The sequence below is a fragment of the Martinezella sp. CNPSo 3959 genome (assembly GCF_057784355.1).
Window position 1 is genome coordinate 69,290 of the sequence record NZ_JBXSOV010000015.1, and the last position, 23,022, is coordinate 92,311.

24 protein-coding genes are annotated in these 23,022 nt (G+C 58.1%); 12 read left to right on the top strand and 12 right to left on the bottom strand.

What is annotated here, in order from left to right; genetic code table 11:
- Positions 1–1,038: a DNA polymerase III subunit delta gene (gene holA / locus AC13RE_RS24415; RefSeq protein ID WP_488564849.1), complete on the top strand. Its 1,038-nt coding sequence runs from the start codon at positions 1–3 to the stop codon at positions 1,036–1,038.
- A gap of 86 nt (positions 1,039–1,124) precedes the next feature.
- Here holA and AC13RE_RS24420 read toward each other — a convergent pair whose 3' ends face one another.
- The 8 genes from AC13RE_RS24420 to hemE all read right to left on the bottom strand — a co-directional run bounded on the left by AC13RE_RS24420 (position 1,125) and on the right by hemE (position 10,006).
- A complete protein-coding gene (locus tag AC13RE_RS24420; protein WP_488485831.1) occupies positions 1,125–2,009 on the bottom strand; it encodes a ParB/RepB/Spo0J family partition protein in 885 nt (294 codons plus the stop codon).
- Positions 2,010–2,044: 35 nt separating this feature from the next.
- Complete coding sequence (locus AC13RE_RS24425) at positions 2,045–2,842, bottom strand: ParA family protein (protein WP_488564850.1); 798 nt, start codon at positions 2,840–2,842, stop codon at positions 2,045–2,047.
- Positions 2,843–2,863: 21 nt separating this feature from the next.
- A complete protein-coding gene (gene rsmG, locus AC13RE_RS24430) occupies positions 2,864–3,481 on the bottom strand; it encodes a 16S rRNA (guanine(527)-N(7))-methyltransferase RsmG (RefSeq protein WP_488485829.1) in 618 nt (205 codons plus the stop codon).
- 26 nt (positions 3,482–3,507) lie between these two features.
- Positions 3,508–5,388 carry a tRNA uridine-5-carboxymethylaminomethyl(34) synthesis enzyme MnmG gene (gene mnmG / locus AC13RE_RS24435; RefSeq protein WP_488564879.1) on the bottom strand — a complete coding sequence of 627 codons (1,881 nt, stop codon included), beginning with the start codon at positions 5,386–5,388 and terminating at the stop codon, positions 3,508–3,510.
- Positions 5,389–5,495: 107 nt separating this feature from the next.
- Positions 5,496–6,830 (bottom strand): tRNA uridine-5-carboxymethylaminomethyl(34) synthesis GTPase MnmE, encoded by a 1,335-nt coding sequence (gene mnmE / locus AC13RE_RS24440; RefSeq protein ID WP_488564880.1) that lies wholly within the window; start codon positions 6,828–6,830, stop codon positions 5,496–5,498.
- Between the two features lie 132 nt (positions 6,831–6,962).
- Complete coding sequence (rho, locus tag AC13RE_RS24445; RefSeq protein WP_015341775.1) at positions 6,963–8,228, bottom strand: transcription termination factor Rho; 1,266 nt, start codon at positions 8,226–8,228, stop codon at positions 6,963–6,965.
- 198 nt (positions 8,229–8,426) lie between these two features.
- A complete protein-coding gene (gene hemJ, locus AC13RE_RS24450) occupies positions 8,427–8,972 on the bottom strand; it encodes a protoporphyrinogen oxidase HemJ (RefSeq protein WP_181476394.1) in 546 nt (181 codons plus the stop codon).
- Positions 8,972–10,006, bottom strand: coding sequence for a uroporphyrinogen decarboxylase (hemE, locus tag AC13RE_RS24455; protein WP_488564851.1), 1,035 nt, complete (start codon positions 10,004–10,006; stop codon positions 8,972–8,974). The genes hemJ and hemE overlap by 1 nt, the downstream gene beginning before the upstream one ends.
- Before the next feature lie 402 nt (positions 10,007–10,408).
- Between hemE and AC13RE_RS24460 the strand changes: the two genes are divergently transcribed.
- From AC13RE_RS24460 to dnaQ, 5 genes are read left to right on the top strand one after another with little or no spacing between them, the layout of a single operon-like run.
- Positions 10,409–11,230 carry a pyruvate, water dikinase regulatory protein gene (locus AC13RE_RS24460; RefSeq protein ID WP_132719645.1) on the top strand — a complete coding sequence of 274 codons (822 nt, stop codon included), beginning with the start codon at positions 10,409–10,411 and terminating at the stop codon, positions 11,228–11,230.
- Positions 11,231–11,263: 33 nt separating this feature from the next.
- A complete protein-coding gene (locus AC13RE_RS24465) occupies positions 11,264–11,863 on the top strand; it encodes a Maf-like protein (RefSeq protein WP_132719643.1) in 600 nt (199 codons plus the stop codon).
- Positions 11,856–12,713 (top strand): shikimate dehydrogenase, encoded by an 858-nt coding sequence (locus AC13RE_RS24470; protein ID WP_488564852.1) that lies wholly within the window; start codon positions 11,856–11,858, stop codon positions 12,711–12,713. The genes AC13RE_RS24465 and AC13RE_RS24470 overlap by 8 nt, the downstream gene beginning before the upstream one ends.
- A gap of 1 nt (position 12,714) precedes the next feature.
- Positions 12,715–13,314 (top strand): dephospho-CoA kinase, encoded by a 600-nt coding sequence (gene coaE / locus AC13RE_RS24475; RefSeq protein WP_488564853.1) that lies wholly within the window; start codon positions 12,715–12,717, stop codon positions 13,312–13,314.
- A 17-nt stretch (positions 13,315–13,331) separates the two neighbouring features.
- On the top strand, positions 13,332–14,048 hold the full coding sequence (gene dnaQ / locus AC13RE_RS24480) for a DNA polymerase III subunit epsilon (RefSeq protein ID WP_132719637.1): 717 nt from the start codon (positions 13,332–13,334) through the stop codon (positions 14,046–14,048).
- Between the two features lie 82 nt (positions 14,049–14,130).
- Here dnaQ and secB read toward each other — a convergent pair whose 3' ends face one another.
- Together secB and AC13RE_RS24490 are read right to left on the bottom strand one after the other, a co-directional pair.
- Positions 14,131–14,613 (bottom strand): protein-export chaperone SecB, encoded by a 483-nt coding sequence (gene secB, locus AC13RE_RS24485; protein WP_069613913.1) that lies wholly within the window; start codon positions 14,611–14,613, stop codon positions 14,131–14,133.
- Positions 14,614–14,708: 95 nt separating this feature from the next.
- On the bottom strand, positions 14,709–15,227 hold the full coding sequence (locus tag AC13RE_RS24490) for an FxsA family protein (RefSeq protein ID WP_183875069.1): 519 nt from the start codon (positions 15,225–15,227) through the stop codon (positions 14,709–14,711).
- Between the two features lie 147 nt (positions 15,228–15,374).
- Here AC13RE_RS24490 and AC13RE_RS24495 point away from each other — a divergent pair, with 147 nt between their 5' ends.
- From AC13RE_RS24495 to gyrB, 5 genes are all read left to right on the top strand, one after another.
- A complete protein-coding gene (locus AC13RE_RS24495; protein WP_488564854.1) occupies positions 15,375–16,076 on the top strand; it encodes a Tim44/TimA family putative adaptor protein in 702 nt (233 codons plus the stop codon).
- Positions 16,073–17,191, top strand: coding sequence for a murein transglycosylase A (mltA, locus tag AC13RE_RS24500; protein WP_488564855.1), 1,119 nt, complete (start codon positions 16,073–16,075; stop codon positions 17,189–17,191). The genes AC13RE_RS24495 and mltA overlap by 4 nt, the downstream gene beginning before the upstream one ends.
- On the top strand, positions 17,191–17,775 hold the full coding sequence (locus AC13RE_RS24505) for a Smr/MutS family protein (protein WP_488564856.1): 585 nt from the start codon (positions 17,191–17,193) through the stop codon (positions 17,773–17,775). Before mltA ends, AC13RE_RS24505 begins: the two co-directional genes overlap by 1 nt.
- Positions 17,772–18,137 (top strand): helix-turn-helix domain-containing protein, encoded by a 366-nt coding sequence (locus tag AC13RE_RS24510; RefSeq protein WP_069613918.1) that lies wholly within the window; start codon positions 17,772–17,774, stop codon positions 18,135–18,137. Before AC13RE_RS24505 ends, AC13RE_RS24510 begins: the two co-directional genes overlap by 4 nt.
- A 260-nt stretch (positions 18,138–18,397) precedes the next feature.
- Positions 18,398–20,833 (top strand): DNA topoisomerase (ATP-hydrolyzing) subunit B, encoded by a 2,436-nt coding sequence (gyrB, locus tag AC13RE_RS24515; RefSeq protein ID WP_488564857.1) that lies wholly within the window; start codon positions 18,398–18,400, stop codon positions 20,831–20,833.
- Between the two features lie 63 nt (positions 20,834–20,896).
- Here gyrB and AC13RE_RS24520 read toward each other — a convergent pair whose 3' ends face one another.
- Both AC13RE_RS24520 and AC13RE_RS24525 read right to left on the bottom strand, forming a co-directional pair.
- Positions 20,897–21,496, bottom strand: coding sequence for a nitroreductase family protein (locus tag AC13RE_RS24520; protein WP_015338178.1), 600 nt, complete (start codon positions 21,494–21,496; stop codon positions 20,897–20,899).
- A gap of 80 nt (positions 21,497–21,576) precedes the next feature.
- On the bottom strand, positions 21,577–21,867 hold the full coding sequence (locus AC13RE_RS24525) for a DUF2218 domain-containing protein (protein ID WP_488564858.1): 291 nt from the start codon (positions 21,865–21,867) through the stop codon (positions 21,577–21,579).
- Between the two features lie 161 nt (positions 21,868–22,028).
- Here AC13RE_RS24525 and AC13RE_RS24530 point away from each other — a divergent pair, with 161 nt between their 5' ends.
- Positions 22,029–22,982, top strand: a complete 954-nt coding sequence (locus AC13RE_RS24530) for a glutathione S-transferase family protein (protein ID WP_132719624.1) — start codon at positions 22,029–22,031, stop codon at positions 22,980–22,982.
- The last annotated feature ends 40 nt before the right edge of the window (positions 22,983–23,022 follow it).

A 23,022-nucleotide genomic window follows, 5' to 3' on the forward strand; every position in this document is an offset into this window, starting at 1 on the left:
ATGGCAGAAATCAAGTCTCATGAATTTGACGGATTCCTGCAAAATGCCGCGCGCAATTACCGGATCTTCGTGATCTATGGTCCGGATCGCGGTCTCGTTTCCGAACGCGCCGCGCAGATTGCCGGCAAGACGGGCGTCGATCTCAGTGACGCATTTTCCCTCATCAAGCTCGACGTCGGCGACCTGCAGAATGACGCTGGCCGCCTGCTTGACGAAGTCAACGCGATCGGCCTGTTCGGCGGCGAAAAGCTCGTCTGGATTCGCGGCGCCGCCAATGAGAAGGCGCTGGTCGATGCGCTGCAGATCATCGCGGACAATCCGCCCGATGCCAGTTTTGTCATCGTCGAGGCTGGCGATCTCAAGAAGGGATCGGGATTGCGCAAGGTGGCAGAGCCGGCTCGAACTGTCGCAACCATTCCCTGCTATGCCGATGACGCAAGAGCCCTCAACAATCTGATCGACACCGAATTGGCGAATGAAGGCCTGCGCATCTCATCTGCTGCCCGCCAGGCGCTGCTCGAACTTCTCGGTGGCGACCGCATCGCCTCGCGCAACGAAGTACGCAAGCTCGCGCTCTACTGCCGCGGGCAGGGGACGATCGAAGAAGAGCACGTGATCGAAATTATTGGCGATGCCAGCGCCATTTCCACCGACGATGCCGTTGATGCGATTCTAAAAGGGGATTCTGGCGCCTTTCTGCATGCCATGCAGAAAATCGCCTCGTCCAAAACGCCTATGTTTCTCGTACTGCAAGGCTGTCTGAGGCAGTTTCAGATGCTTGACACGATGCGGGCCGAGATGGATGAAAAGCGCCTCGCACCCGCTCAGGTCATGCAGACCCATGGGCGCCATCTCCATTTCAGACGAAAGCCCGTGATCGAGCAGGCGCTGAAAAGCTGGAACGCTCCCGCCATTGCCCGCGAGATGAACAGGCTGCAAATGGCCATTCTGCAGACGCGTCAGCGCGCCAGCCTCGAAGACACGATCGCAACGCAAACGCTGCTTGCGACCACACTCCAATCAGCCCGCAAGGGCTGATGTTTCACGGGAATCACGCACACGCAAATCTCGGAAAAAGCCAGAACTCTCCGCTAATATATTGTTCTTATTGCATTTTTTCTATGTTACCGGCGCTCCAGCAGCCGGCATATCTCTTCAAGCTGCTCCAGCGTCTTATAGCTGATCTTCACCTGGCCGCCATTGCCGCGGTGATTGATCGAGACATCCAGCCCGAGTGTGTCCGACAGTGTGCGCTCGAGCGCAAGCGTATCGGAATCCTTTTCATCCCTGCGCGCACCGGCGGGGCGGGGGTCATTCTGAGCCTTAATGTCGTTCTGCGCGAGACGCTCAGCATCACGAACCGACATGCCCTTTGAAACAACGGTTCTCGCAAGCCCCGTCGGATCGGAGGTCGAAACCAGGGCGCGGGCATGGCCGGCGGAAAGCGAACCCGCGGCAAGCATATCGCGCACCGGATCGGGGAGTTTCAACAAACGCAGAGAGTTGGCAACGTGGCTGCGGCTCTTGCCGATGATTTCGCCGAGATCGTTTTGTGTGTAGCCGTGTTCGGCAATCAGCTGCTCGTAACCCAGCGCCTCTTCCAGGGGATTGAGATCCGCTCGCTGCACATTCTCGACGATCGCAATCTCAAGTGCGGTCTTATCATCGACATCCCGAACGATTACCGGGATTTCGATCAACCCGGCAAGCTGCGCCGCCCTCCAGCGTCGTTCACCGGCGATGATTTCGTACCGATCGGTGGAAACGGTGCGAACGACGACCGGCTGTACGATGCCGTGCTGGCGAATGGAGCTGGCAAGATCATGCAACTCGGTCTCGTCGAAATAGCGGCGAGGATTGCGCGGGTTGCGGCTGATGAATTCAATCGGGACCAAGCGATCGGGATTGACCGCCGGTCGGCTTGCATCCACGGGCGTCGGCTGATCCATCTCCCCGATGAGAGCCGCCAGTCCGCGCCCGAGGCGCCGCTTCGAAAGATCATCATTCATTTTGCCGATACTCACCCTGAAACAAATACTAGATATCAGGCGGCAGCTTTCCGCTGCCGCTCTCTTTGAATGACTTCGGAAGCCAGTTGGAGATAGGCCTGACTGCCTGCGCACTTCAGATCGTAAAGAATGGCTGGCTTGCCATAGGAAGGCGCCTCGGACACGCGTACGTTGCGCGGAATCAACGTATGGTAGACTTTTTCGCCAAGATGGGTCCGTACGTCGCTCACCACTTGCTGCGCTAGATTATTGCGGGAATCGAACATGGTTAAGACGATCCCCTGGATATCCAGAGATGGATTGACCGTGCGCCGAACCTGATCGACCGTTTCAAGTAATTGACTGAGGCCTTCTAGGGCGAAAAATTCGCATTGTAACGGCACCAAAACGGAATGCGCCGCAGCCATCGCGTTCATCGTCAGGAGATTGAATGAGGGCGGGCAATCAACGAGAATATAGGAAAAGGAGAGGGCATCCGGCGCATTCAACGCACGGCGCAGCTTGAAGACGCGATCAGATTGCTGCGCAATCTCCATCTCGATCCCGAGCAGATCCATGGTCGATGGAACGATGAAGAGATTCGGCACGGCCGTTTCCTGCACCGTATCCATGATGCCGTGGCTACCGACCAGCAGATCATAGGAAGACAATTTGCGATCGCGCCGTTCAATACCCAAACCCGTGCTGGCATTACCCTGCGGATCGAGATCGACGATCAGGACACGCTCGCCGATGGCGGCAAGGGCCGTCGCGAGGTTGATTGCCGTCGTCGTCTTGCCGACGCCGCCCTTTTGATTTGCGATGGTAATAATCCGGTTTCGCTCGCCGATCATCTGCCGCATATCCAATTATGGTTAAATCAGGCGTCGAAGGTGGCTGAATTCCAAAATAACCGAATCTCGCTCAACGACACTCTGATGTTTTACCAGATCGAATTGCCAACGACCACGGACTTTCTGAAGCTCTCGCTCGTAATCCCGGCCTTTGTGCAGCAGAAGGCGGAGATTTTCATTGCGCCTGAGCCAAGGCTCTGCATAGTCCAGCAACGTCTCTAGCTCCGCAAGTGCGCGCGCCGAGATCACATCGCAGTTCTGGATGACCGCGGGCGCTTCTTCGATACGAATGGCATGAACCGCGCCGCGGGCATCGCATTCACGCAGGCAGACGCGCAAAAAGGCAGCCTTCTTCTGATTGCTCTCGACCAGATCGACATGACCTGCGCCTTTTTCTGCAAGCAGGATCGCAGTTATAACGCCCGGAAATCCGCCGCCGCTTCCCAAATCAACCCAATGATCGGTCACGGGATGCAATTGAAAAATCTGCGCACTATCCGAAATATGGCGACGCCAGAGATCATCGATCGTGGACGGTGCGACAAGATTGATGGTCTTTGCCCATTTTTGAAAGAGTTGCGCAAAATGCTGCAGCCGCTCCTGTGTTTCACGTGAAACACGTACGCCGTTCAATTCCATACTATGGACTCTCTAGCCTTGTATTGTCAGGAAACGAGTTTCTGCTCTTCGGCTGTACTCAACTTCCTTAGATAAGCCAAGAGCAAAGAGATCGCAGCTGGCGTCATTCCGTCAAGGCGTGATGCTTGCGCGATATTCTTGGGGCGGGCGGCCATGAGCTTCTGCTTCAGCTCGTTGGATAATCCCGAAATAAGGGAGAAGTCGAATTCTGCCGGTATGGCACGCTCTTCCTCTCTCCGAGCCTGAACGATATCGGCGGTCTGGCGATCCATATAAACGGCGTAGGCCGCCTCGATTTCAATCGCCTCGCCAATCTTTCGCTGCATTGAATGCAGTTCCGGCCAAATGCGCGAGAGACTTTCAATAGACTGGCCGGGATGCGAAAGAAGCTCATAAGCCGAGCGGCGTTGGCCATCCTTATTGAGATGCATTCCGACGCGTTCCGCTTCATTTGGCGTCACCGTCAAGCTCTTCAAGCGATCGCGGGCCTGATCGAGAGTCTTTATATATTGCTCAAAGCGCAGGGCCCGATCAGAGGCGACACAGCCTACTGCAATACCCATCGGCGTCAGACGAACGTCTGCATTGTCTGCCCGTAGCGATAGGCGATACTCCGCCCGCGATGTAAACATGCGATAGGGCTCCGCGACACCGCGCGAGGTCAAATCGTCAATCATCACCCCAATATAGGATTCCGTCCGACTGAACTCGATTGCTGTGCCGCCCGCCGCTAGACGCGCAGCATTCAGTCCGGCAACGAGCCCCTGAGCGCCGGCTTCTTCATATCCCGTTGTGCCATTGATCTGGCCTGCCAGAAAAAGACCGGGAATCTTTTCCACTTCTAGGGACAGCTTCAATTCGCGCGGATCGACATGGTCGTATTCGATCGCATAAGCATGTTGAAGAATACGAACTCGTTCCAGCCCCGGAATGGTCCTAATAAACGCGTCCTGAACCTCCTCGGGCAAGGACGTGGATATGCCGTTTGGATAGACCGTAGTGTCGTCCAAACCTTCTGGCTCGAGAAAGATCTGGTGACCGTCACGTTCCCCGAACTTGACGATCTTGTCCTCTATGGAAGGACAATAGCGCGGCCCGACACCTTCAATCTGCCCTGAATACATCGCTGACCGCTTCAGGTTTTCAGCAATAATTCTATGCGTTTCCGGCGTCGTGCGGGTAACACCGCATTCGATCTGCGGATTCACGATAGCATCCGTCATGAAGGAGAAGGGCGTCGGATCTTCATCCGCACCCTGACGCCCGACCGAGCCCCAATCGATCGTTGCACCATCAAGCCGGGCAGGTGTCCCAGTCTTCAAACGACCCAATGCCAGTCCGTGCCGGAGCAACGTATTCGAGAGTCCAATAGAGGGGTCTTCTCCGACGCGGCCCGCCGGTATCTTTTTATCGCCGATATGAATAAGGCCGCGAAGAAAAGTACCTGTCGTCAAGACGACCGCGCCACAGGGAATATGACGTCCGTCCTTCAAGATTACGGCGGACACGCGGCCATGCTCCAAGACAAGATCGAAAGCATCACCCTCTATAACATCGAGATTGTCGATGGCGGCGATTTCTGCCTGCATGGCCAGGCGATACAGCTTGCGATCCGCCTGTGTGCGGGGGCCGCGCACTGCCGGGCCTTTCTTGCGATTGAGCATGCGAAATTGAATGCCGGCGGCATCGGCAACCCGGCCCATCAGGCCATCAAGCGCATCAATTTCTCGAACCAAATGTCCCTTGCCAAGCCCGCCAATCGCGGGATTGCAGGACATGACGCCGATCGTCTCGCGCTTATGCGTTACGAGCGCGGTGCGTGCACCCAGGCGCGCCGATGCAGCGGCAGCTTCGCTTCCGGCATGGCCACCGCCCACAACAATCACATCATACGCTTTATCGAACATCATAAAGTCCTCGGTCGTGCCGTTTGTTTGGCACACCAATTTCAGGAGTCAAGAAGGTTTCACGTGAAACGTTCAGCGAGAGTGTGCCGCTCTCTGTTTCACGTGAATCATTTGCCGATGCAGAATTCCGAGAAGATCACATCCAGTAGATCTTCAACATCAACGCGCCCGGTTATGCGCCCCAAGCTTGTGGCTGCCTGCCGCAAATATTCCGCTCTGATATCCAGACCTCGATCTTCCGACGCAAGCGCTGCCGTCACTGCACGAAGACTATCCGTCAGCAATGTGCGATGACGCAGCCGACTCGGCAGGGCCAAGGATAGCATCCCCGAACGCGCCTGCAGATCCTTCCGGAGAAACTCATGCAGCTCAGCCAGCCCGACGTCGGTCGCGGCCGATATCACCACATCATAACCGTCGTGAGCATCGGGGTGAATATCAGATTTTGTTCCGACAGTCAGCACCTTGCCGGCAAACCCCGGAAAGATGCGTTGCGGTTCCTCGCCGATTTCGGCAAGGGATAAAACCAGATCCGCGTCTGCCACGGTGCGTAACGCACGGCGAATGCCTTCACGCTCCACGATCTCGTCCGTCTCCCGAAGCCCCGCCGTATCGTAGAGCTTGACGGCATATCCCTCGATATTCAGATCGACGTGCAGCACGTCGCGGGTGGTTCCAGCAATTTCTGTGACGATCGCCACTTCGCGCTTTGCTAGCGCGTTCATCAGGCTGGATTTACCGGCATTGGGGGGGCCCGCAATCACCACCTTCAGCCCGTCGCGAATGATCTCGCCGAGATCGGCGCCTGCGAGATGATCAGACAGTTCGCGGTGCAATTGCTTCATATCCGCCCAGACCATATCCGATACAGAGCCGGGCACATCATCCTCATCGGCAAAGTCCAGCTCCGCTTCAATCAGAGCGCGCGCGCGCGTTAGACGGTCCGCCCAGCGGTTATAGAGGTCGGATAGCCCGCCGGCGGCATGCTCCATCGCGAGCCGCCGCTGCATCTCGGTTTCGGCGCTGATAAGATCGGCAAGGCCCTCTACCTCGACCAGATCCATCTTTCCATTTTCCAGCGCCCGTCGGGAGAACTCACCATGTTCCGCCAGGCGAAAGTTTTCGAAGCTCGAGAGCTCGTCGAGGAGCGCGTTCACGACCGCCTTGCCGCCATGAACGTGAATTTCCACGCAGTCCTCACCCGTGAAGGAGGCTGGACCGAGAAAAGTCAGGACAAGAGCTCGATCGATAATGAGACCGTTACGAGTCCGAATCGTTTTAAGAGCCACTTGTCGTGGCGTCGGCAACGCGCCAGCGAGCGACTCCGCCGCGTAAAAGGCTCCATTTCCGCTGATACGCACTACAGCAACTCCAGCAGGTAATCCGCCACTGGATAGTGCATAGATTGTCTCACTTGTCGCCAACATCAGATTAAACCGCATCCGAATCGATTGCCGAAGATTTCTAACTTTGACATTCGATACATCAAAAACAAAATCGGGCCGCATAACGCAGCCCGATCATAGCACTATTCATCACCGACAAACCTTCGACGGGAGCAATCCCGTAGCAGGTTAGGTGTTCATCGAATCGAAGAAATCCGGGTTGTTCTTCGTCTGCTTGAGCTTGTCGATCAGGAATTCGATCGCATCGGTCGTGCCCATGGGCGCGAGGATACGGCGGAGAACGAAGATCTTTTGCAGATCCTGGCGGGGAACGAGAAGGTCTTCCTTACGCGTACCGGACTTGAGGATGTCCATCGCCGGGAAGATGCGCTTGTCGGCAACCTTGCGGTCAAGAACGATTTCCGAGTTACCGGTACCCTTGAACTCTTCGAAGATCACTTCATCCATGCGGCTGCCGGTATCGATGAGGGCCGTCGCGATGATCGTCAGCGAACCGCCTTCTTCGATATTACGCGCCGCACCGAAGAAGCGCTTCGGGCGCTGCAGAGCGTTGGCGTCGACACCACCGGTCAGAACCTTGCCGGAGGAGGGGACGACGGTGTTGTAGGCGCGGCCGAGGCGGGTGATGGAATCGAGCAGGATGACGACGTCGCGGCCGTGCTCGACGAGGCGCTTGGCCTTTTCGATGACCATTTCGGCGACCTGGACGTGGCGGACGGCCGGTTCGTCGAAGGTCGACGAGATGACTTCGCCGCGGACGGAGCGCTGCATATCCGTCACTTCTTCCGGACGCTCGTCGATCAGCAGAACGATCAGGTAGCAATCCGGATGATTGGCGGTGATCGAATGGGCGATGTTCTGCAGCAGGACGGTCTTACCCGTGCGCGGCGGAGCGACGATCAGGCCGCGCTGGCCCTTGCCGAGCGGGGCGACGAGATCGATCACGCGGGGCGACAGATCCTTCGATGTCGGAACGTCGAGTTCCATGCGGAAGCGCTCATTCGGATAGAGCGGCGTCAGATTATCGAAGTGAACCTTGTGACGGATCTTTTCCGGATCGTCGAAATTGATGGTGTTGACTTTCAGGAGTGCGAAATAACGTTCGCCTTCCTTCGGTCCGCGGATCGGTCCCTCGACCGTGTCGCCGGTCTTCAAGGAGAAGCGGCGGATCTGGGAGGGGGAGATGTAGATATCATCCGGACCGGGAAGATAGTTTGCATTCGCGGAACGCAAGAAACCGAAGCCGTCCTGCAGAACTTCGACGACGCCCTCGCCGATGATTTCTACGTCTTGGCTCGCCAATTCCTTCAGAATTGCAAACATCAGTTCCTGTTTGCGCATCGTGCTGGCGTTTTCGACCTCGAGCGATTCGGCAAAGGCCAGGAGATCGGTCGGGGATTTATTTTTCAGTTCCTGAAGCTTCATTTCAGCCATGAAGGGAATTACTCATTTTTTTAGGAGGGGAAAGGCAATGTTGCTCGTATTCAGAACCGCGATAGGGGCGCTCGCGGGCGACAGAATGGATACATGCCACGAAGAGAAGATGGCGGGAAAATAGCGACTCACTTTCTGAACCGCAAGGGGGGCAGGCAAAATGAAAGAAATTTAACGCCGCCCCTAATACAGCCCGCTTCACGCAAACGGCTTGACGACCACGAGAATGACGATTGCGATCATCAAAAGCGTCGGCGCCTCGTTCATGACACGCCAGTAGCGAGCCGAATGCTTGTTCTCGTCGCGGGCAAAGGCGCGGACCGCACTGCTGAAATGGCCGTGAACGCCCGAGAGAACCAAGACAAGCCCGATCTTGGCATGCAGCCATCCGCCCTGGAAATCATACACCGACCAGGCAAGATAAAGCCCGAAAATCCAGGTCAGGATCATCGCCGGGTTGATGATGTAGCGCAGCAGCCGCTGTTCCATCACCTTGAACGTCTCAGATTGCTGCGAACCGGGTTCGGCGTCGGTGTGATAGACGAAAAGCCGCGGCAGATAGAACATGCCGGCCATCCACGAGATGACCGCGATGATGTGCAGCGCCTTGATCCAGAGATAAAGATCGGCCGGATGCCAGGCGAAAAGCCCGATCGCCAGCGCCGCAAAGATCAGGATCATGAAATAGGCCCGCCGTCCAGCCTTCTGACCCGCCGCGGAATCCGTCTGCTTTTCCACCGTCATCAGCTCCTCCATCCCCGCACGCGTTCGACCAGCGCCGCCACATTGGCCGGATCGGCCTGCGGCGTAATGCCGTGCCCGAGATTGAAGATCAGCGGGCCATTCCCGAGCTGCTGCAGGACATCGTCGATTCCGTCGTCCAGCGCCTTGCCGCCGGCAACGACACGCATGGGATCGAGATTGCCCTGCACCGGGCCATCCTTCTGAAGCTCCCGCGCGAAGGCGAGCGGTACGGACCAATCAAGCCCGATCGCATCGGCACCGGTCTTCTGCCGATAGGTTTTCAGCAGATAGCCCGCTCCCTTGGCGAAGGCGATTACCCGAGCCCGCGGCCGCCGCGCCTTGATCGACGCGATCATCTTCGCGACGGGCTTGATGGCGAAAGCCTCGAATTCCTTCTCACCAAGCACGCCCGCCCAGGAATCGAAAATCTGCACGGCATCCGCACCGGCATCGATCTGCGCCACGAGGTAATCGGCCGAGATCTCGGCAAGCAGCATCAACAGATGTTCGAAGGCCTTAGGATAGCGATAGGCAAACAGCCGGGCAGGAGCCTGATCCGGCGTGCCGTGTCCGGCGATCATATAGGTCGCAACGGTCCAGGGAGCTCCACAGAAGCCAAGAAGCGTGGTTTCCTGGGGCAGGTCCCGCCGCAGCCGTCGCACCGTCTCCATGACGGGCTCCAGATACGCCAGAATGCCCTCAGGTTTCAAAGCCAGGATACCCGCCTCGTCGATTGGGTCCATTTCCGGCCCATGTCCCTCGGTGAAGCGAACATTCCGCTTCAGCGCATCGGGGATGACGAGAATATCGGAGAAGAGAATGGCAGCATCGAAGCCATAACGCCGGATCGGCTGCAGCGTGACTTCGACGGCGTGGTCAGGCGTATAACAGAGATCGAGAAAGCTTCCCGCCTTCGCACGTGTTTCACGATACTCGGGTAGATAACGGCCTGCCTGCCGCATCAGCCAGAGCGGGGGAGGGGTGAGCGTTTCTCCGCTCAAGACCCGCATGATCTTCCGGCGTTCATCGGTCACAGACGTCGTCCTATATAAAACCAAACATATATTGAAAGGTTTCTATTTCTTAGAGTCGGTGAGTAGCAAGGATTAAAGTTCATCCCTTGCCTATCCAATTTGTCGCGCCTTGAGCATGGAATTGGGAGAGATTTCGAGATCACAAGCCGATATGTGGAAAAGAAAGGCGATTTTTCAATCTTTTGAGGAGGTTGAAGAGAAATTTGGCTCTTCCCCATCTGGGGACAAGTCGGGGATGAGCGAGCTGTTGCCAATCTTGTCCACATTGCCCACAGCCGCTGCGAAAGCCTTCTCTCGAAAATTCCAAATGTGGAAAACTCGGCCGTTTTCCACTTGCCCTAGATAGCCCCCTTCTCGTACCTCTCTTTTCTCCCGAGATATCAACAGGTGATGGAAAGTAGCGTGGAAAACCGGACGAGCTTCTTTCATCTGCACCTGATTTCTGACTCAACGGGCGAGACTCTCATTTCGGCCGGCCGCGCCGCCTCCGTGCAATTCCATGCCAGCCAGCCGATCGAGCACGTCTATCCGCTGATCAGAAACCGCAAGCAGCTTCTGCCTGTCTTGGAGGCGATCGACCACAGCCCGGGTATCGTCCTCTATACGATCGTCGATCGAGAACTTGCCGATTTCATCGCCGAGCGCTGCAGGGAGATGGGCGTACCGTCAGTCAATGTTCTCGAGCCGGTGATGAACGTGTTCCAGACCTATCTCGGCACGGTCTCGCGCCGCCGCGTCGGCGCGCAGCATGTGATGAATGCGGACTATTTTGCCCGCATCGAAGCGCTGAACTTCACCATGGATCACGATGATGGCCAGATGCCCGATGATTATGACGACGCCGACGTCGTCATAATCGGTATCAGCCGCACCTCGAAAACGCCGACGAGCATTTATCTGGCCAACCGCGGCATCAAGACAGCAAACATTCCGATCGTCTATGGCGTGCCGTTGCCGGAAAGCCTTGCCAGGGCGACGAAGCCCTTGATCGTCGGACTTGTCGCGACGACCGACCGTATCTCGCAGGTTCGCGAAAACCGCATCCTCGGCACGACGCCCGGCTTCGATCGAGGCGACTACACCGATCGGGCTGCGATCTCCGAAGAGCTGAAATATGCCCGCTCGCTTTGCGCCAGGCACAACTGGCCGATCATCGATGTCACACGCCGTTCCATCGAAGAGACCGCCGCCGCCATTGTTGCCCTGCGACCCAAGCTGCGCTAAGCGCTCCCCATGACTATCTCGGAGGCAGCTGTCATGACCTCGCCCCTTATCCTTGCATCCTCCAGTCCATTTCGGCGGATGCTGATGGAAAACGCCGGATTGCATTTTCAGGCGATCGCTGCCGATATCGATGAGCGCGCGATCGAAGCACCGCTGGAACTGGGTGGAGCTAGCCCGGATGCGGTCGCGCTCGTGCTGGCGAAGGCGAAGGCAAAAGAGGTGAGCGATCGCTTTCCCGCCTCGCTCGTCATCGGTTCCGATCAGACCATGTCGTTGGGTGCCCAGGTCTTCCACAAGCCGAAGTCGATAGCCGATGCGGAAAATCATCTGCGGACCTTGTCCGGAAAGACGCATCGGCTGAACAGCGCCATCGCGCTCGCACGCAAGGGCGACATTATATGGGAGCATGTGTCTCACGCCGATCTGACCATGCGGGAATTGTCGGCCGATTTCATTCACCGCCATCTGGGCCGGGTCGGCGATAAGGCTTTGTCGAGCGTCGGCGCCTATCAGCTGGAAGGCGAAGGCATCCAGCTCTTCTCCAAAATCGACGGCGATTACTTCACCATCCTCGGATTGCCGATGCTGCCGCTTCTGGAAAAACTGCGAGAGTTGGGGACGATCGATGGATGATTCACGTGAAACACAAAGCGTAAACGCTTTTGTAACGGGTTATCCGGTCAAGCATTCGCGCTCGCCGCTGATCCATGGTTACTGGCTGAAGCAGCTTGGTCTGGCCGGCAGCTATCGTGCCCACGAAGTTCCAGTAGAAGCTTTCGAAGCCTTCATTGCATCCTTGAAGGACGGCACCAGCGGCTTCGTCGGCGGCAACGTCACCATCCCCCATAAGGAAGCGGCATTCAAACTCGCTGATCGGCCTGACGAACTTTCGGAAGAATTGGGCGCGTCCAACACCCTGTGGCTCGAGGGCGGCGAGCTGCATGCAACGAACACCGATAGCCGCGGCTTTACGGCAAACCTCGACGAGCGTCACCCTGGCTGGGATCGCAGCGATCGTGCCGTCATCCTCGGGGCAGGGGGTGCCAGCCGCGCCGTGATCCAGGCGGTGCGCGACCGCGGCTTCAAGGAAATTCATGTGGTCAACCGCACGGTCGAGCGGGCGCAGGAATTGGCGGATCGCTTCGGCGACCGGATCCATGCCCATCCGATGGCCGCACTCGGCGAGGTCATGCAGGGCGCCGGTCTTTTTATCAATACGACATCGCTCGGCATGGACGGCGAAGCAGCGCCCCGCATCGATTTTTCTACTCTTGCAGAAGGCGCCGTCGTCACCGACATTGTCTATGTACCGCTGAAGACGCCGCTTCTCACCCAGGCCCAGGAACAGGGCTTCGCCATCGTCGATGGCCTCGGCATGCTGCTGCATCAGGCCGTGCCGGGCTTCGAAAAATGGTTCGGAAAACGGCCGGTGGTCGATGAAACCTTGAGGACATTGATCATCGCCGACATGGAAAAGCACTAATATGATCAAGATCGGGCTCACCGGATCGATCGGCATGGGAAAATCGACCTCGGCAAAACTTTTCGCTGAAGCCGGAATACCGGTGAACGATTCCGATGCGGTCGTGCATGATCTCTATAGTGGCGAAGCCGTGCCGCTGGTCGAGGCTTCCTTTCCGGGAACGACCATCGACGGCAAGGTCGATCGACAGGAGCTCAGCCGAAAGCTTGCCGGCGATCCCTCCGGTTTCAAGCGTCTCGAGGCCATCGTTCATCCGCTGGTGCGCGAACGCGAACGTCAGTTCCTGGAACGTCAACGCAAGGCCGGCGCCGGCATGGTTGTGCTGGATATCCCTCTGCTCTTCGAAACCGGCGCCGACAAACGAGTGGATAAGATCGTTGTCGTCAGCTGCGATCCACAGATTCAGCGGGAGAGGGTGCTTGCCCGACCGGGCATGACGGAGGAAAAATTCAACATGATTCTCTCCCGCCAGACGCCGGATGTGGAAAAGCGGGCGCGCGCCGATTACGTCATCGATACCGGCGGAAGTATCGAGACGGCCGGCGAACAGGTCAGAGAGATTATTGCGGATCTGCGGCGCAAACAGCAGAACAAGCCATAGGAAAGCGGAGTTTCGATATGCGCGAAATCATTTTCGATACGGAAACCACGGGCCTCGACAACAGGGCCGACCGTATCATCGAAATTGGCGGTATCGAGCTCATCAATCATTTCCCGACAGGAAACACGCTACACCTCTATATCAATCCGGGTGACCGCAAGGTGCATCCGGATGCGCTCGCGGTGCACGGCATCACCGATGAATCGCTGAAGGACAAGCCGCCTTTCGAAGAGGTCGCCGACAAGATTCTCAACTTCTTCGGCGATGCCAAATGGATCGCGCACAACGCCACCTTCGACATGGGCTTCGTCAATGCCGAATTCGCAAGGCTAGGCCGGCCGCCGATCCTGCCCGACATGGTGATCGATACTTTGGCCATGGCCCGGCGCAAACATCCGATGGGTCCGAATTCGCTCGATGCTCTTTGCCGTCGCTACGGCATAGACAACTCGCACCGTACGAAACACGGCGCGCTGCTCGACTCCGAACTGCTGGCCGAAGTCTATATCGAGATGATCGGCGGCCGGCAGACGGCCCTTGGGCTTGGCAGTGTCAACGGCTCATCGGCGCGCTCGCGCCAGAACGATGTCGCGGAGGAAGTCGTTGTCGACATCCTGGCACGGCCCGCTCCGTTGCCGAGTCGCTTGACTGAGGAAGAACTCGCGGCTCATGCGGCGCTGGTCGCCAAGCTCGGCACGAAGGGAATCTGGTCGAAATACAGCGCTTCCGAATAGAGCAGCTTTTCAAAGTATCAAAAGAAAATGCCCGGACGTGCGATCCGGGCATTTTCGTTTCTAGGAAAAGGGAAATTCAGGCTCAGTTCGGAACGGCCGAAACCTGGGCGCGGGCCTGTTCTTCGGCCATGCGCTGCGTGAACATCTGCGCGAAATCGATCGGGTCGATCATCAGCGGCGGGAAGCCGCCATTGCGCGTGACGTCGGCGATGATCTGGCGTGCGAAGGGGAACAGCAGGCGCGGGCATTCGATGAAGAGCAGCGGCAGCATGTGTTCCTGCGGGAAACCGGTGACGCGGAAGACGCCGCCATAAACCAGCTCGGTGTGAAAGAGAACGCGCTCGCCATCCTTGGCTTCGGCGCTCAGCGTCAGCACGACGTCGAAATCGGAATCCGACAGCGGGTTGGCGTTGACATTCACATTGATATTGATGTCCGGAGCATTTTCCCGGGCCTGGAGCGAGCGCGGAGCACCCGGATTTTCGAAGGAAAGATCCTTGGTGTACTGAGCAAGGATGCTGAGGCTCGGGCTGGCAGCACCGTTGCCGTTGGTCTCGTTGGCCATGGGGGTGTCCTCTCACGTCTCGATGGGTGTCGCCATCTAGCATTTAGAAAAGGGGCTTACAACCCTTATGGCTCCGGCGCTCCGGAGGCCGTTCTCTAGTCTTCCAGCCGCTTTTGGTCCGACCAGGGCGAGTTGCGGTTTGGTTCCCGATGGAAATCGCCTTCATCGAGATCGACGACGTTTCCGGGTTTGTTCGGCCGGCTCTGCGGTCCGGCGCCCGGGCCTTGCCCGCGGCGGAACGCCCGCGAATTGCCGACAACGACGATGCGCTTGCGCAAAACCTGCCAGGCGAGATCGCGTACGGCAGGGATGAAGAGCAGCAGGCCGATGATATCAGAGATGAAGCCGGGCAGCATCAGGAAGAAGGCGGCAACGACGATCATGGCGCCATGCACCATCTCGCGGCCGGGATCGCCGCCATTACGACTTTCGGCCGAAATGCGCTGTAGAATGCCGATGCCCTGGATTCTCAAGAGAGCTGCACCGAGCAGCACGCTGAGGATGACGAGCCCCAGTGTCGCCCAGACGCCGATCATCTTTCCAACGACGATGAATCCGGCAATTTCAGCCAGAGGCATCAGAAAGACGAAGATAGGAAGAAGTGATAGGCGCATGTTACGGTGGTCCTGAGAGCGGGGTTTCTTCACGTAAGCGTTGGTTTCGCGCGTATAATAAAGAAACCGGTCCGCTATTTGAATGATAGATCGATGCGGACTATATGGGGATTGATCTTTTAATTTTAACGGTGGTTCCGATACGAGATGGGTGCAAACGATTTTGTGACGATCTTTTTCCTGGTGGCAGCGGTGCTGATCTTCTTTCAGCTGCGCAGCGTTCTCGGCCGCCGCACGGGGAATGAGAAGCCGCCGCGCGATCTCTATGGTTCCGCAGATCCGGCCAATGGCCCAACGGCACCGGATGCCGGCAAGGTGGTGACCTTGCCGCGGCGCGATGGGACCGAAGAGGAAGATCGTTTTGCTGCCATCGATGCCTTTACCCCGGCCGGCACGCCGCTCAATGATTCGCTGCGCGACGTAAGCAAGGCGGATCCTTCCTTCAATCCCAAGGAATTCGTCAACGGTGCCCGCATGGCCTATGAGATGATCGTCATGGCCTTTGCCGAGGGCGATCGCAAGTCACTGAAAGGGCTGCTGTCGCGCGAGGTCTACGAGGGCTTCGATGCCGCCATCGCCGAACGCGAAGCCAGGGGCGAAAAGGTGAAGTCCACCTTTGTCGGTATCGACAAGGCCGATATCGTCACCGTCGAGGTAAAGGGAACGGATGTCCTCATCACCATGCGCATCGTCAGCCAGATGATCTCGGCTACCTACGACAAGGCGGGCACTTTGATCGATGGCGATGCCGAAGCCGTAGCCGAGGTCAGCGATCTCTGGACCTTCGCCCGCGACACGCGTTCGCGCGATCCGAACTGGAAACTTGTGGCGACCGAATCGGAACAATGACGAGCCTATCGCAGGATTTCAGGCTGGAGCCGGCAACCTTCGCCGATCTGAAGGGCTGGGAGGACGACGATCCTTCCAGCCTTTTTCGCGCGATGAAAGACTGTCGCACCCATATCCGCAATGTGAAGCCCTATCGCACGGGTGCGGTGGGACTGACAGCCGATGATCTCCTGACGCTCCTCGAAGCGGCGGAAGGCAAGGAACCGCGCGATGCGGCCGAAGCCCGGGCTTTCTTTGAGGAACGCTGTCAGCCCTTTTTCATTCGCCGCGATAGCGGCGCGGCCGGCTTCGTGACAGCCTTCTACGAGCCGGAAATCGAAGTCTCCGCCGAGCCTAACGAGATCTACCGCTATCCCTTTTATCGCCGCCCGGACGATCTCATCGATCTCGATGACAGCAATCGTCCTGCCCAGCTCGATCCGTCCTACATGTTCGGCAGGCTTGAGAACGGTTCGATTTCCGCCTATCCCGACCGCGGCGAAATCGATCGCGGCTATCTCGAAGGCAAGGGCCTGGAGATCGTGTGGGCGAAATCCAAGGTCGATATCTTCTTCGTACATGTGCAGGGCGCGGCACGTCTGCGCTATCCAGACGGGCGTCTCGGCCGCATCACCTATGCCGCCAAGGCCGGTCATCCCTTTTCGGCGGTCGGGCGCCTGCTCATCGACCGCGGGTTGCTGGATCGCGCAACGATTTCCATGCAGACGATCCGCGACTGGCTTTACGCGCACCCCGAGCAGGTCGATGAAGTCCTCTGGCACAATCGATCCTATATCTTCTTCCGCGAGGCCGATGTTAGCGACCCGGCTCTTGGGCCGATTGCAGCGGCGAAGGTGCCGCTGGTGGCTGGCCGTTCTCTTGCGGTCGACAGGCTTATCCACACCTTCGGTTTTCCCTTCTTCATCCGTTCGGAAAGCCTGACGCACCTCGACGCCGGCAAGCCCTTCGCCCGGCTGATGCTGGCGCTCGATACGGGCTCGGCGATCGTCGGGCCGGCGCGTGGCGATATCTTTACCGGCTCCGGCTACGATGCCGGGGAGCTCGCCGGCACCGTGCGCAACGACGCCGATTTTTATATACTCATTCCGAAGGCGGCGGCGCAGAGGTTTGGCTGATGGCCCCGGAACGGCAGAACAAGGAACGAAAGCTCAGCACGGAAGACCGCATCCTCTGGGGTAAGGTCGCCAAGAGCACGCGCCCTATGCCGGGCCGGATAGCTGACATCGAGGCTTTCGAGGCGGCGCTGCAGGCGGAAGCCGAAAGCGAGGAACGCACCCGAGCCGCAAAGGCAAAGCCGGCGCCGGTATCGGCGGAAACACCGGAAGCTCCCGCGCCTGTAAAGCAGCCCGCCGGCCGCCATCATCCGCTCGAACGTCCCGTCAAGCGCAAGATCGCTAGGGGTCATCTGGCACTCGAAGCCAGGATCGATCTTCACGGCCTCATCCAGAGCGAGGCCCATGGCATGCTTCTTGATTTCCTGCTGCGCGCCCATAGCCGCGGCCTTCGCCATGTGCTCGTCATAACAGGCAAGGGCAGCTCCATGGGCAGCGAAGGAGCGCTGAAGCGTGCCGTACCGCTCTGGTTTTCCAAGCCCGAATTCCGCTTTCTGATTTCCTCTTACGAGACGGCGGCGCAGCATCACGGCGGCGAGGGCGCGCTTTATATCCGCCTATCGCGCCTGAAGGGGGAGAAGCTTTGACCCCTTTCGGCGAAGCGGTACGCAAGCTGCGGCTGCGCAAGGGCGTCTCGCAGAAGCAGATGGCGGCGGCGCTGAACGTGACTCCGGCTTATTTATCCGCCTTGGAACACGGAAAGCGCGGCCTGCCGACCTTCGATCTCCTGCAGCGCATTGCCGGTTATTTCAACATCATCTGGGACGAGGCCGAGGAATTGTTCCTGCTGGCGCGGTTTTCCGACCCCCGCGTTGTCGTCGACACGTCCGGGCTTTCGCCGGAATATACGGCTTTTGTCAATCACTTGGCAGGCAAGATCCGCAGCCTTGACGCGGCAACGATCCGCGAACTCTCGAAGGTTCTGGAAAATGCCGGAAAAACCGGCTGAAAACCGCCTTAATCCCCTGTTTTATACCTGATTTCGGGGCCTTCCGTTTGGAACTTCAGGGTGAAACATCCTATATACAGGCTAGGAAAAACCGCTGATTCGTTAGAGTCGGATGATGTTAGGTCGAAACGACCTGAAATCTGAATCCGCTCTAAACTCAAAGAAGTGGAGCATGATGTCGTCCGAAAACCGCTCACACTTTTCGGCATCGTGCTCTACGGATCGGCAGCGTTCTCTAAACACTGGAAAGACTTCAATATATGACCGACATATCCGTAACCGATAATGGTGGCAACGCCGAGTATGGCGCAGACTCCATCAAGGTCCTGAAAGGACTCGATGCGGTGCGTAAGCGTCCCGGCATGTATATCGGCGACACGGATGACGGCTCGGGCCTGCATCATATGGTCTATGAGGTCGTCGACAACGCCATTGACGAAGCCTTGGCCGGCCATGCCGATATCGTAACGGTGACGCTCAATCCCGACGGCTCGGTCACGGTCACCGATAACGGCCGCGGCATCCCGACGGATATTCACAGCGGCGAAGGTGTTTCGGCGGCTGAGGTTATCATGACTCAGCTTCATGCCGGCGGTAAGTTCGACCAGAATTCCTATAAGGTTTCCGGCGGTCTGCATGGCGTCGGCGTTTCGGTCGTCAATGCGCTGTCTGTCTGGCTAAAGCTGAAGATCCGCCGCCAGGGCAAGATCCATGAAATGAGCTTCACCCATGGCGTGGCGGATGCACCGCTGAAGGAAACGGGTGATGCGGGCGACGAGACAGGCACCGAAGTCAGCTTCATGCCGAGCTCCGAAACCTTCACCATGATTGAGTTCGACTACGGCACGCTCGAGCATCGTCTGCGCGAACTCGCTTTTCTGAATTCCGGCGTCCGTATCCTTCTGACCGACAAGCGTCATTCCGACGTCAGGCAGGAAGAGTTGCTTTACGACGGCGGCCTGGAAGCCTTCGTCTCCTATCTCGATCGCGCCAAGAAGCCACTCGTTCAGAAGCCGGTGTCGATCCGTAGCGAAAAGGACGGAATCACCGTCGAAGTGGCGATGTGGTGGAACGACAGCTACCACGAAAACGTGCTCTGCTTCACCAACAACATCCCGCAGCGCGATGGCGGCACGCATATGGCCGGCTTCCGCGCCGCCCTGACGCGCCAGATCACCTCCTATGCGGACAGCTCGGGCATTACCAAGAAGGAAAAGGTGACGCTGACCGGCGACGACTGCCGCGAAGGCCTGACGGCCGTGCTGTCGGTCAAGGTTCCCGATCCGAAATTCTCGTCGCAGACCAAGGACAAGCTGGTTTCCTCCGAAGTTCGCCCCGTCGTCGAGAGCCTGGTTAACGAAGCTCTCAGCACGTGGCTCGAAGAGCATCCGTCCGAAGCCAAGGTTCTGGTCGGCAAGGTCGTCGAGGCCGCCGCTGCCCGCGAAGCGGCCCGCAAGGCCCGCGAATTGACCCGCCGCAAGGGCGCGCTTGATATCGCCTCGCTCCCCGGCAAGCTTGCCGACTGCTCGGAGCGCGATCCCGCCAAGTCCGAGGTCTTCCTCGTCGAGGGCGACTCGGCAGGCGGTTCGGCCAAGCAGGGCCGTTCGCGCGAAAACCAGGCCATCCTGCCGCTGCGTGGCAAGATCCTCAACGTCGAGCGCGCACGCTTCGACAAGATGCTGTCGAGCCAGGAAATCGGCACGCTGATCACCGCACTCGGCACCGGCATCGGCAAGGACGAATTCAACGCCGAAAAGCTGCGCTATCACAAGATCATCATCATGACGGACGCAGACGTCGACGGCGCGCATATCCGCACTCTGCTGCTGACCTTCTTCTTCCGGCAAATGCCCGATCTCATCGAGCGCGGCCATCTCTATATCGCCCAGCCGCCGCTCTATAAGGTGACGCGCGGCAAGTCGGTGCAATATGTCAAGGACGAAAAGGCACTGGAAGAATATCTGATCGGCCAGGGCACGGACGATGCGAGCCTGCGCCTCGGCAACGGCGAGGTCCGTACCGGTCAGGATCTGCGCGAGGCGATCTATGACGCGCTTCGTCTGCGCACGCTGATCGACAATCTGCATTCCCGCTATAATCGCTCTGTCGTCGAACAGGCCGCTATTGCGGGGGCTCTCAACGCCGAAATGGTCAGCGATCCCGCACGTGCGGAGGCGCTCGCCAATGATGTCGCCAAGCGGCTTGATGTCATCGCCGAGGAAACCGAGCGCGGCTGGACTGGCGCCGTGACGGGCGAGGGCGGCCTGCGCTTTGAGCGCACCGTACGCGGCGTCAAGGAAGTCGTCTTCCTCGACATGGCGCTCATCGGTTCGCAGGATGCCCGCCTTATCGATCAGCTCGGCGCGCGGTTGAAGGAAGTCTATGTCACACCGCCAAAGCTCGTTCGCCGCGATGGAGAGACGGAGATTTCCGGCCCTCGCCAGCTGCTGGACACGATCTTCGCCGGCGGCCGCAAGGGGCTGACGCTGCAGCGTTATAAAGGTCTCGGCGAAATGAACGCCGAGCAGCTCTGGGAAACGACGCTCGACCCGAACGTCCGCTCGCTGCTGCAGGTGAGGGTCACGGATGCGACCGATGCAGACGGCCTCTTTGCCCGGCTCATGGGCGATGAGGTCGAGCCGCGGCGCGAGTTCATTCAGGACAACGCGCTGAACGTCGCCAATCTCGACATCTGATCGTTCGACGAAGACATAAAAGGCCCGCCGGATAGTTTCGGCGGGCCTTTCCTTTTTTATCAATTACTTGGCGATAAAGGTGCCGTTGAAGGCTAGTCCAGAGAGCGGATTGCGCTGGCTCGGCACTTCGCGCTCGCGCAGCTTTTCCGGAAGTTGATTCTTGTCGCCGATCTTGCCGATCGCAACGGCAGCCTCGACGCGGAAGCCATCCGGAATGCCGAGAACCTCATATGCCTTTTCGACGTGGAAGCCCGTCATGCCATGAGCTTCATAGCCGGCTAAATGCGCCTGGATGGCCAGGAAGCCCCAGGCCGCGCCAGCATCGAAGGAGTGGCTGTAGCTGGGCTTCTGCTCGGCGGAGCCAAGCTCGCCGCTGTGAGTGCGGGAAATGACGAAAAGCAGCGCACCAGCGGATTTCACCCAGCCCTGATTGAAGTCGATCAGGACGCTCAAAAACCGGTCCCAATGTTCTGAGCCGCGCAGAGCATAGAGGAAACGCCAGGGCTGCAGGTTCGAGGCGGAGGGTGCCCAATGAGCCGCTTCCAGAATGGTCAGCAGGTCGGCTTCCGGCAGGGTCTCGTTGGAAAAGGCGCGCGGCGACCAGCGGTCGAGAAAGAGCTTGTCGATCGGATATTGGGATTCGCGGCTATTGCTTGATGTCATGAGGGCTTCTTTCCTTGGTGAGCGTCTGCCGCGGGCGATCGAAACTCGCCGTTGGCTGGTTATAAATAGAGGATGGAAACTTAAACTCGGGCAGTCCAGCTCACGTCGAGCTCCTCGCGGAAGGCGAAGCGCTTGAGGTGGTCGGCAACGACGTTCTGCATGCGCTCGAGGTCTTCGGGCTTCTCGACCGTCAGTGTCATGACGAGGTTGCCGGGCTCGGCCGTCAGATCGAGGAAGTTTTCCGCGCCGAACGGCACCCTGCCGGCAGCCGCATCGAATTCCACGCTGAAGCGATGGCTCCAATGCTTGCAGAGCTGCTGGAGATAGCGGCTGGCATGGTCGGTCCTGACGTTGGAAACGGATGTCGCCATGGGATTTCTCCGATAAACCTGATCGCAAATGCGTCATTTGATACATAGAGGCATCAGCATTCGCCAGGTAGACAGTCTGTTTCAAGTTTGCGTTATTCCCGTGAAATTCTGTTCCGCTATGCTTCGCCCCTATAGGAACGCGTGCGAGCGGAGATAGAGCCTTGCTGGTAAATGGAAAATGGACTGAGGATTGGCAGCCGGTTCAGGCCAAGGATGAGAAGGGCGGTTTCGTTCGCCAGATTTCGAGCTTCCGCAACTGGGTCACGCCCGATGGTCGTGCAGGACCGACGGGTGACGGCGGTTTCAAAGCAGAGGCCGGCCGCTATCATCTTTACGTCGCTCTGATCTGCCCCTGGGCTTCACGTACCCTGATTGGCCGCAAGCTGAAGGGTCTGGAAGAGGTCATTTCCGTTTCCATCGTTGAACCCGTGTTGTCCAAGCAGGGCTGGCAGTTTGGCGACTATCCCGGCGCGACGAACGATCCGATAAACGGTGTCAGCCACATGCATGAGATCTATACCAAGGCTGATCCGACGTTTACTGGCCGCGCCACCGTACCGGTCCTATGGGACAAGCAGAAAGGCACGATCGTCAACAACGAATCCTCCGATATCCTGCGCATGCTGAATGACGGCTTCGGCGATCTTGCCCGCAATGATATCGATCTCTATCCGGCCGGCAAGCGGGATGAAATCGACAGTTTCAATGCCCGGATCTATCCCGCTCTCAATAATGGCGTCTATCGCACGGGCTTCGCCACGACGCAGATCGCCTATGAAGAAGCCTTCAGCGAGGTCTTCGATTGCCTTGATCAGATCGAAACCGAGCTGGAGGGCAGGGATTTCCTCTTTGCCGCCAATCCGACGGAGAGCGATATCAGGCTGTTCGTTACCCTCGTCCGTTTCGATGTCGCCTATCACGGCCTGTTCAAATGCAATCTGCGCCGGCTGTCGGACTATGCCAACCTCCAGTCTTTCTGCCGCCGGATGTTCGATTGGCCAGGTGTTGCCGAAACCGTTGACTTCGATCATATCAAGCGCGGCTACTACTCGATTTCGACGCTCAATCCCACAGGCATCGTGCCGCTGGGGCCGGCGCTGGACGAGCTTTTCTGATACTCGACCGAGTATCGAAACCGGTCTAAGGTCCGCCCGT

What these genes read in the sequence shown, in the direction of transcription:
- holA (WP_488564849.1), top strand. Translation starts at nt 1, where the DNA reads ATGGCAGAAATCAAGTCTCATGAATTTGACGGATTCCTGCAAAATGCC.
- AC13RE_RS24420 (WP_488485831.1), bottom strand. Translation starts at nt 2,009, where the DNA reads ATGAATGATGATCTTTCGAAGCGGCGCCTCGGGCGCGGACTGGCGGCT.
- AC13RE_RS24425 (WP_488564850.1), bottom strand. Translation starts at nt 2,842, where the DNA reads ATGATCGGCGAGCGAAACCGGATTATTACCATCGCAAATCAAAAGGGC.
- rsmG (WP_488485829.1), bottom strand. Translation starts at nt 3,481, where the DNA reads ATGGAATTGAACGGCGTACGTGTTTCACGTGAAACACAGGAGCGGCTG.
- mnmG (WP_488564879.1), bottom strand. Translation starts at nt 5,388, where the DNA reads ATGTTCGATAAAGCGTATGATGTGATTGTTGTGGGCGGTGGCCATGCC.
- mnmE (WP_488564880.1), bottom strand. Translation starts at nt 6,830, where the DNA reads ATGCGGTTTAATCTGATGTTGGCGACAAGTGAGACAATCTATGCACTA.
- rho (WP_015341775.1), bottom strand. Translation starts at nt 8,228, where the DNA reads ATGGCTGAAATGAAGCTTCAGGAACTGAAAAATAAATCCCCGACCGAT.
- hemJ (WP_181476394.1), bottom strand. Translation starts at nt 8,972, where the DNA reads ATGACGGTGGAAAAGCAGACGGATTCCGCGGCGGGTCAGAAGGCTGGA.
- AC13RE_RS24465 (WP_132719643.1), top strand. Translation starts at nt 11,264, where the DNA reads ATGACCTCGCCCCTTATCCTTGCATCCTCCAGTCCATTTCGGCGGATG.
- AC13RE_RS24470 (WP_488564852.1), top strand. Translation starts at nt 11,856, where the DNA reads ATGGATGATTCACGTGAAACACAAAGCGTAAACGCTTTTGTAACGGGT.
- coaE (WP_488564853.1), top strand. Translation starts at nt 12,715, where the DNA reads ATGATCAAGATCGGGCTCACCGGATCGATCGGCATGGGAAAATCGACC.
- dnaQ (WP_132719637.1), top strand. Translation starts at nt 13,332, where the DNA reads ATGCGCGAAATCATTTTCGATACGGAAACCACGGGCCTCGACAACAGG.
- secB (WP_069613913.1), bottom strand. Translation starts at nt 14,613, where the DNA reads ATGGCCAACGAGACCAACGGCAACGGTGCTGCCAGCCCGAGCCTCAGC.
- AC13RE_RS24490 (WP_183875069.1), bottom strand. Translation starts at nt 15,227, where the DNA reads ATGCGCCTATCACTTCTTCCTATCTTCGTCTTTCTGATGCCTCTGGCT.
- AC13RE_RS24495 (WP_488564854.1), top strand. Translation starts at nt 15,375, where the DNA reads ATGGGTGCAAACGATTTTGTGACGATCTTTTTCCTGGTGGCAGCGGTG.
- mltA (WP_488564855.1), top strand. Translation starts at nt 16,073, where the DNA reads ATGACGAGCCTATCGCAGGATTTCAGGCTGGAGCCGGCAACCTTCGCC.
- AC13RE_RS24505 (WP_488564856.1), top strand. Translation starts at nt 17,191, where the DNA reads ATGGCCCCGGAACGGCAGAACAAGGAACGAAAGCTCAGCACGGAAGAC.
- gyrB (WP_488564857.1), top strand. Translation starts at nt 18,398, where the DNA reads ATGACCGACATATCCGTAACCGATAATGGTGGCAACGCCGAGTATGGC.
- AC13RE_RS24520 (WP_015338178.1), bottom strand. Translation starts at nt 21,496, where the DNA reads ATGACATCAAGCAATAGCCGCGAATCCCAATATCCGATCGACAAGCTC.
- AC13RE_RS24525 (WP_488564858.1), bottom strand. Translation starts at nt 21,867, where the DNA reads ATGGCGACATCCGTTTCCAACGTCAGGACCGACCATGCCAGCCGCTAT.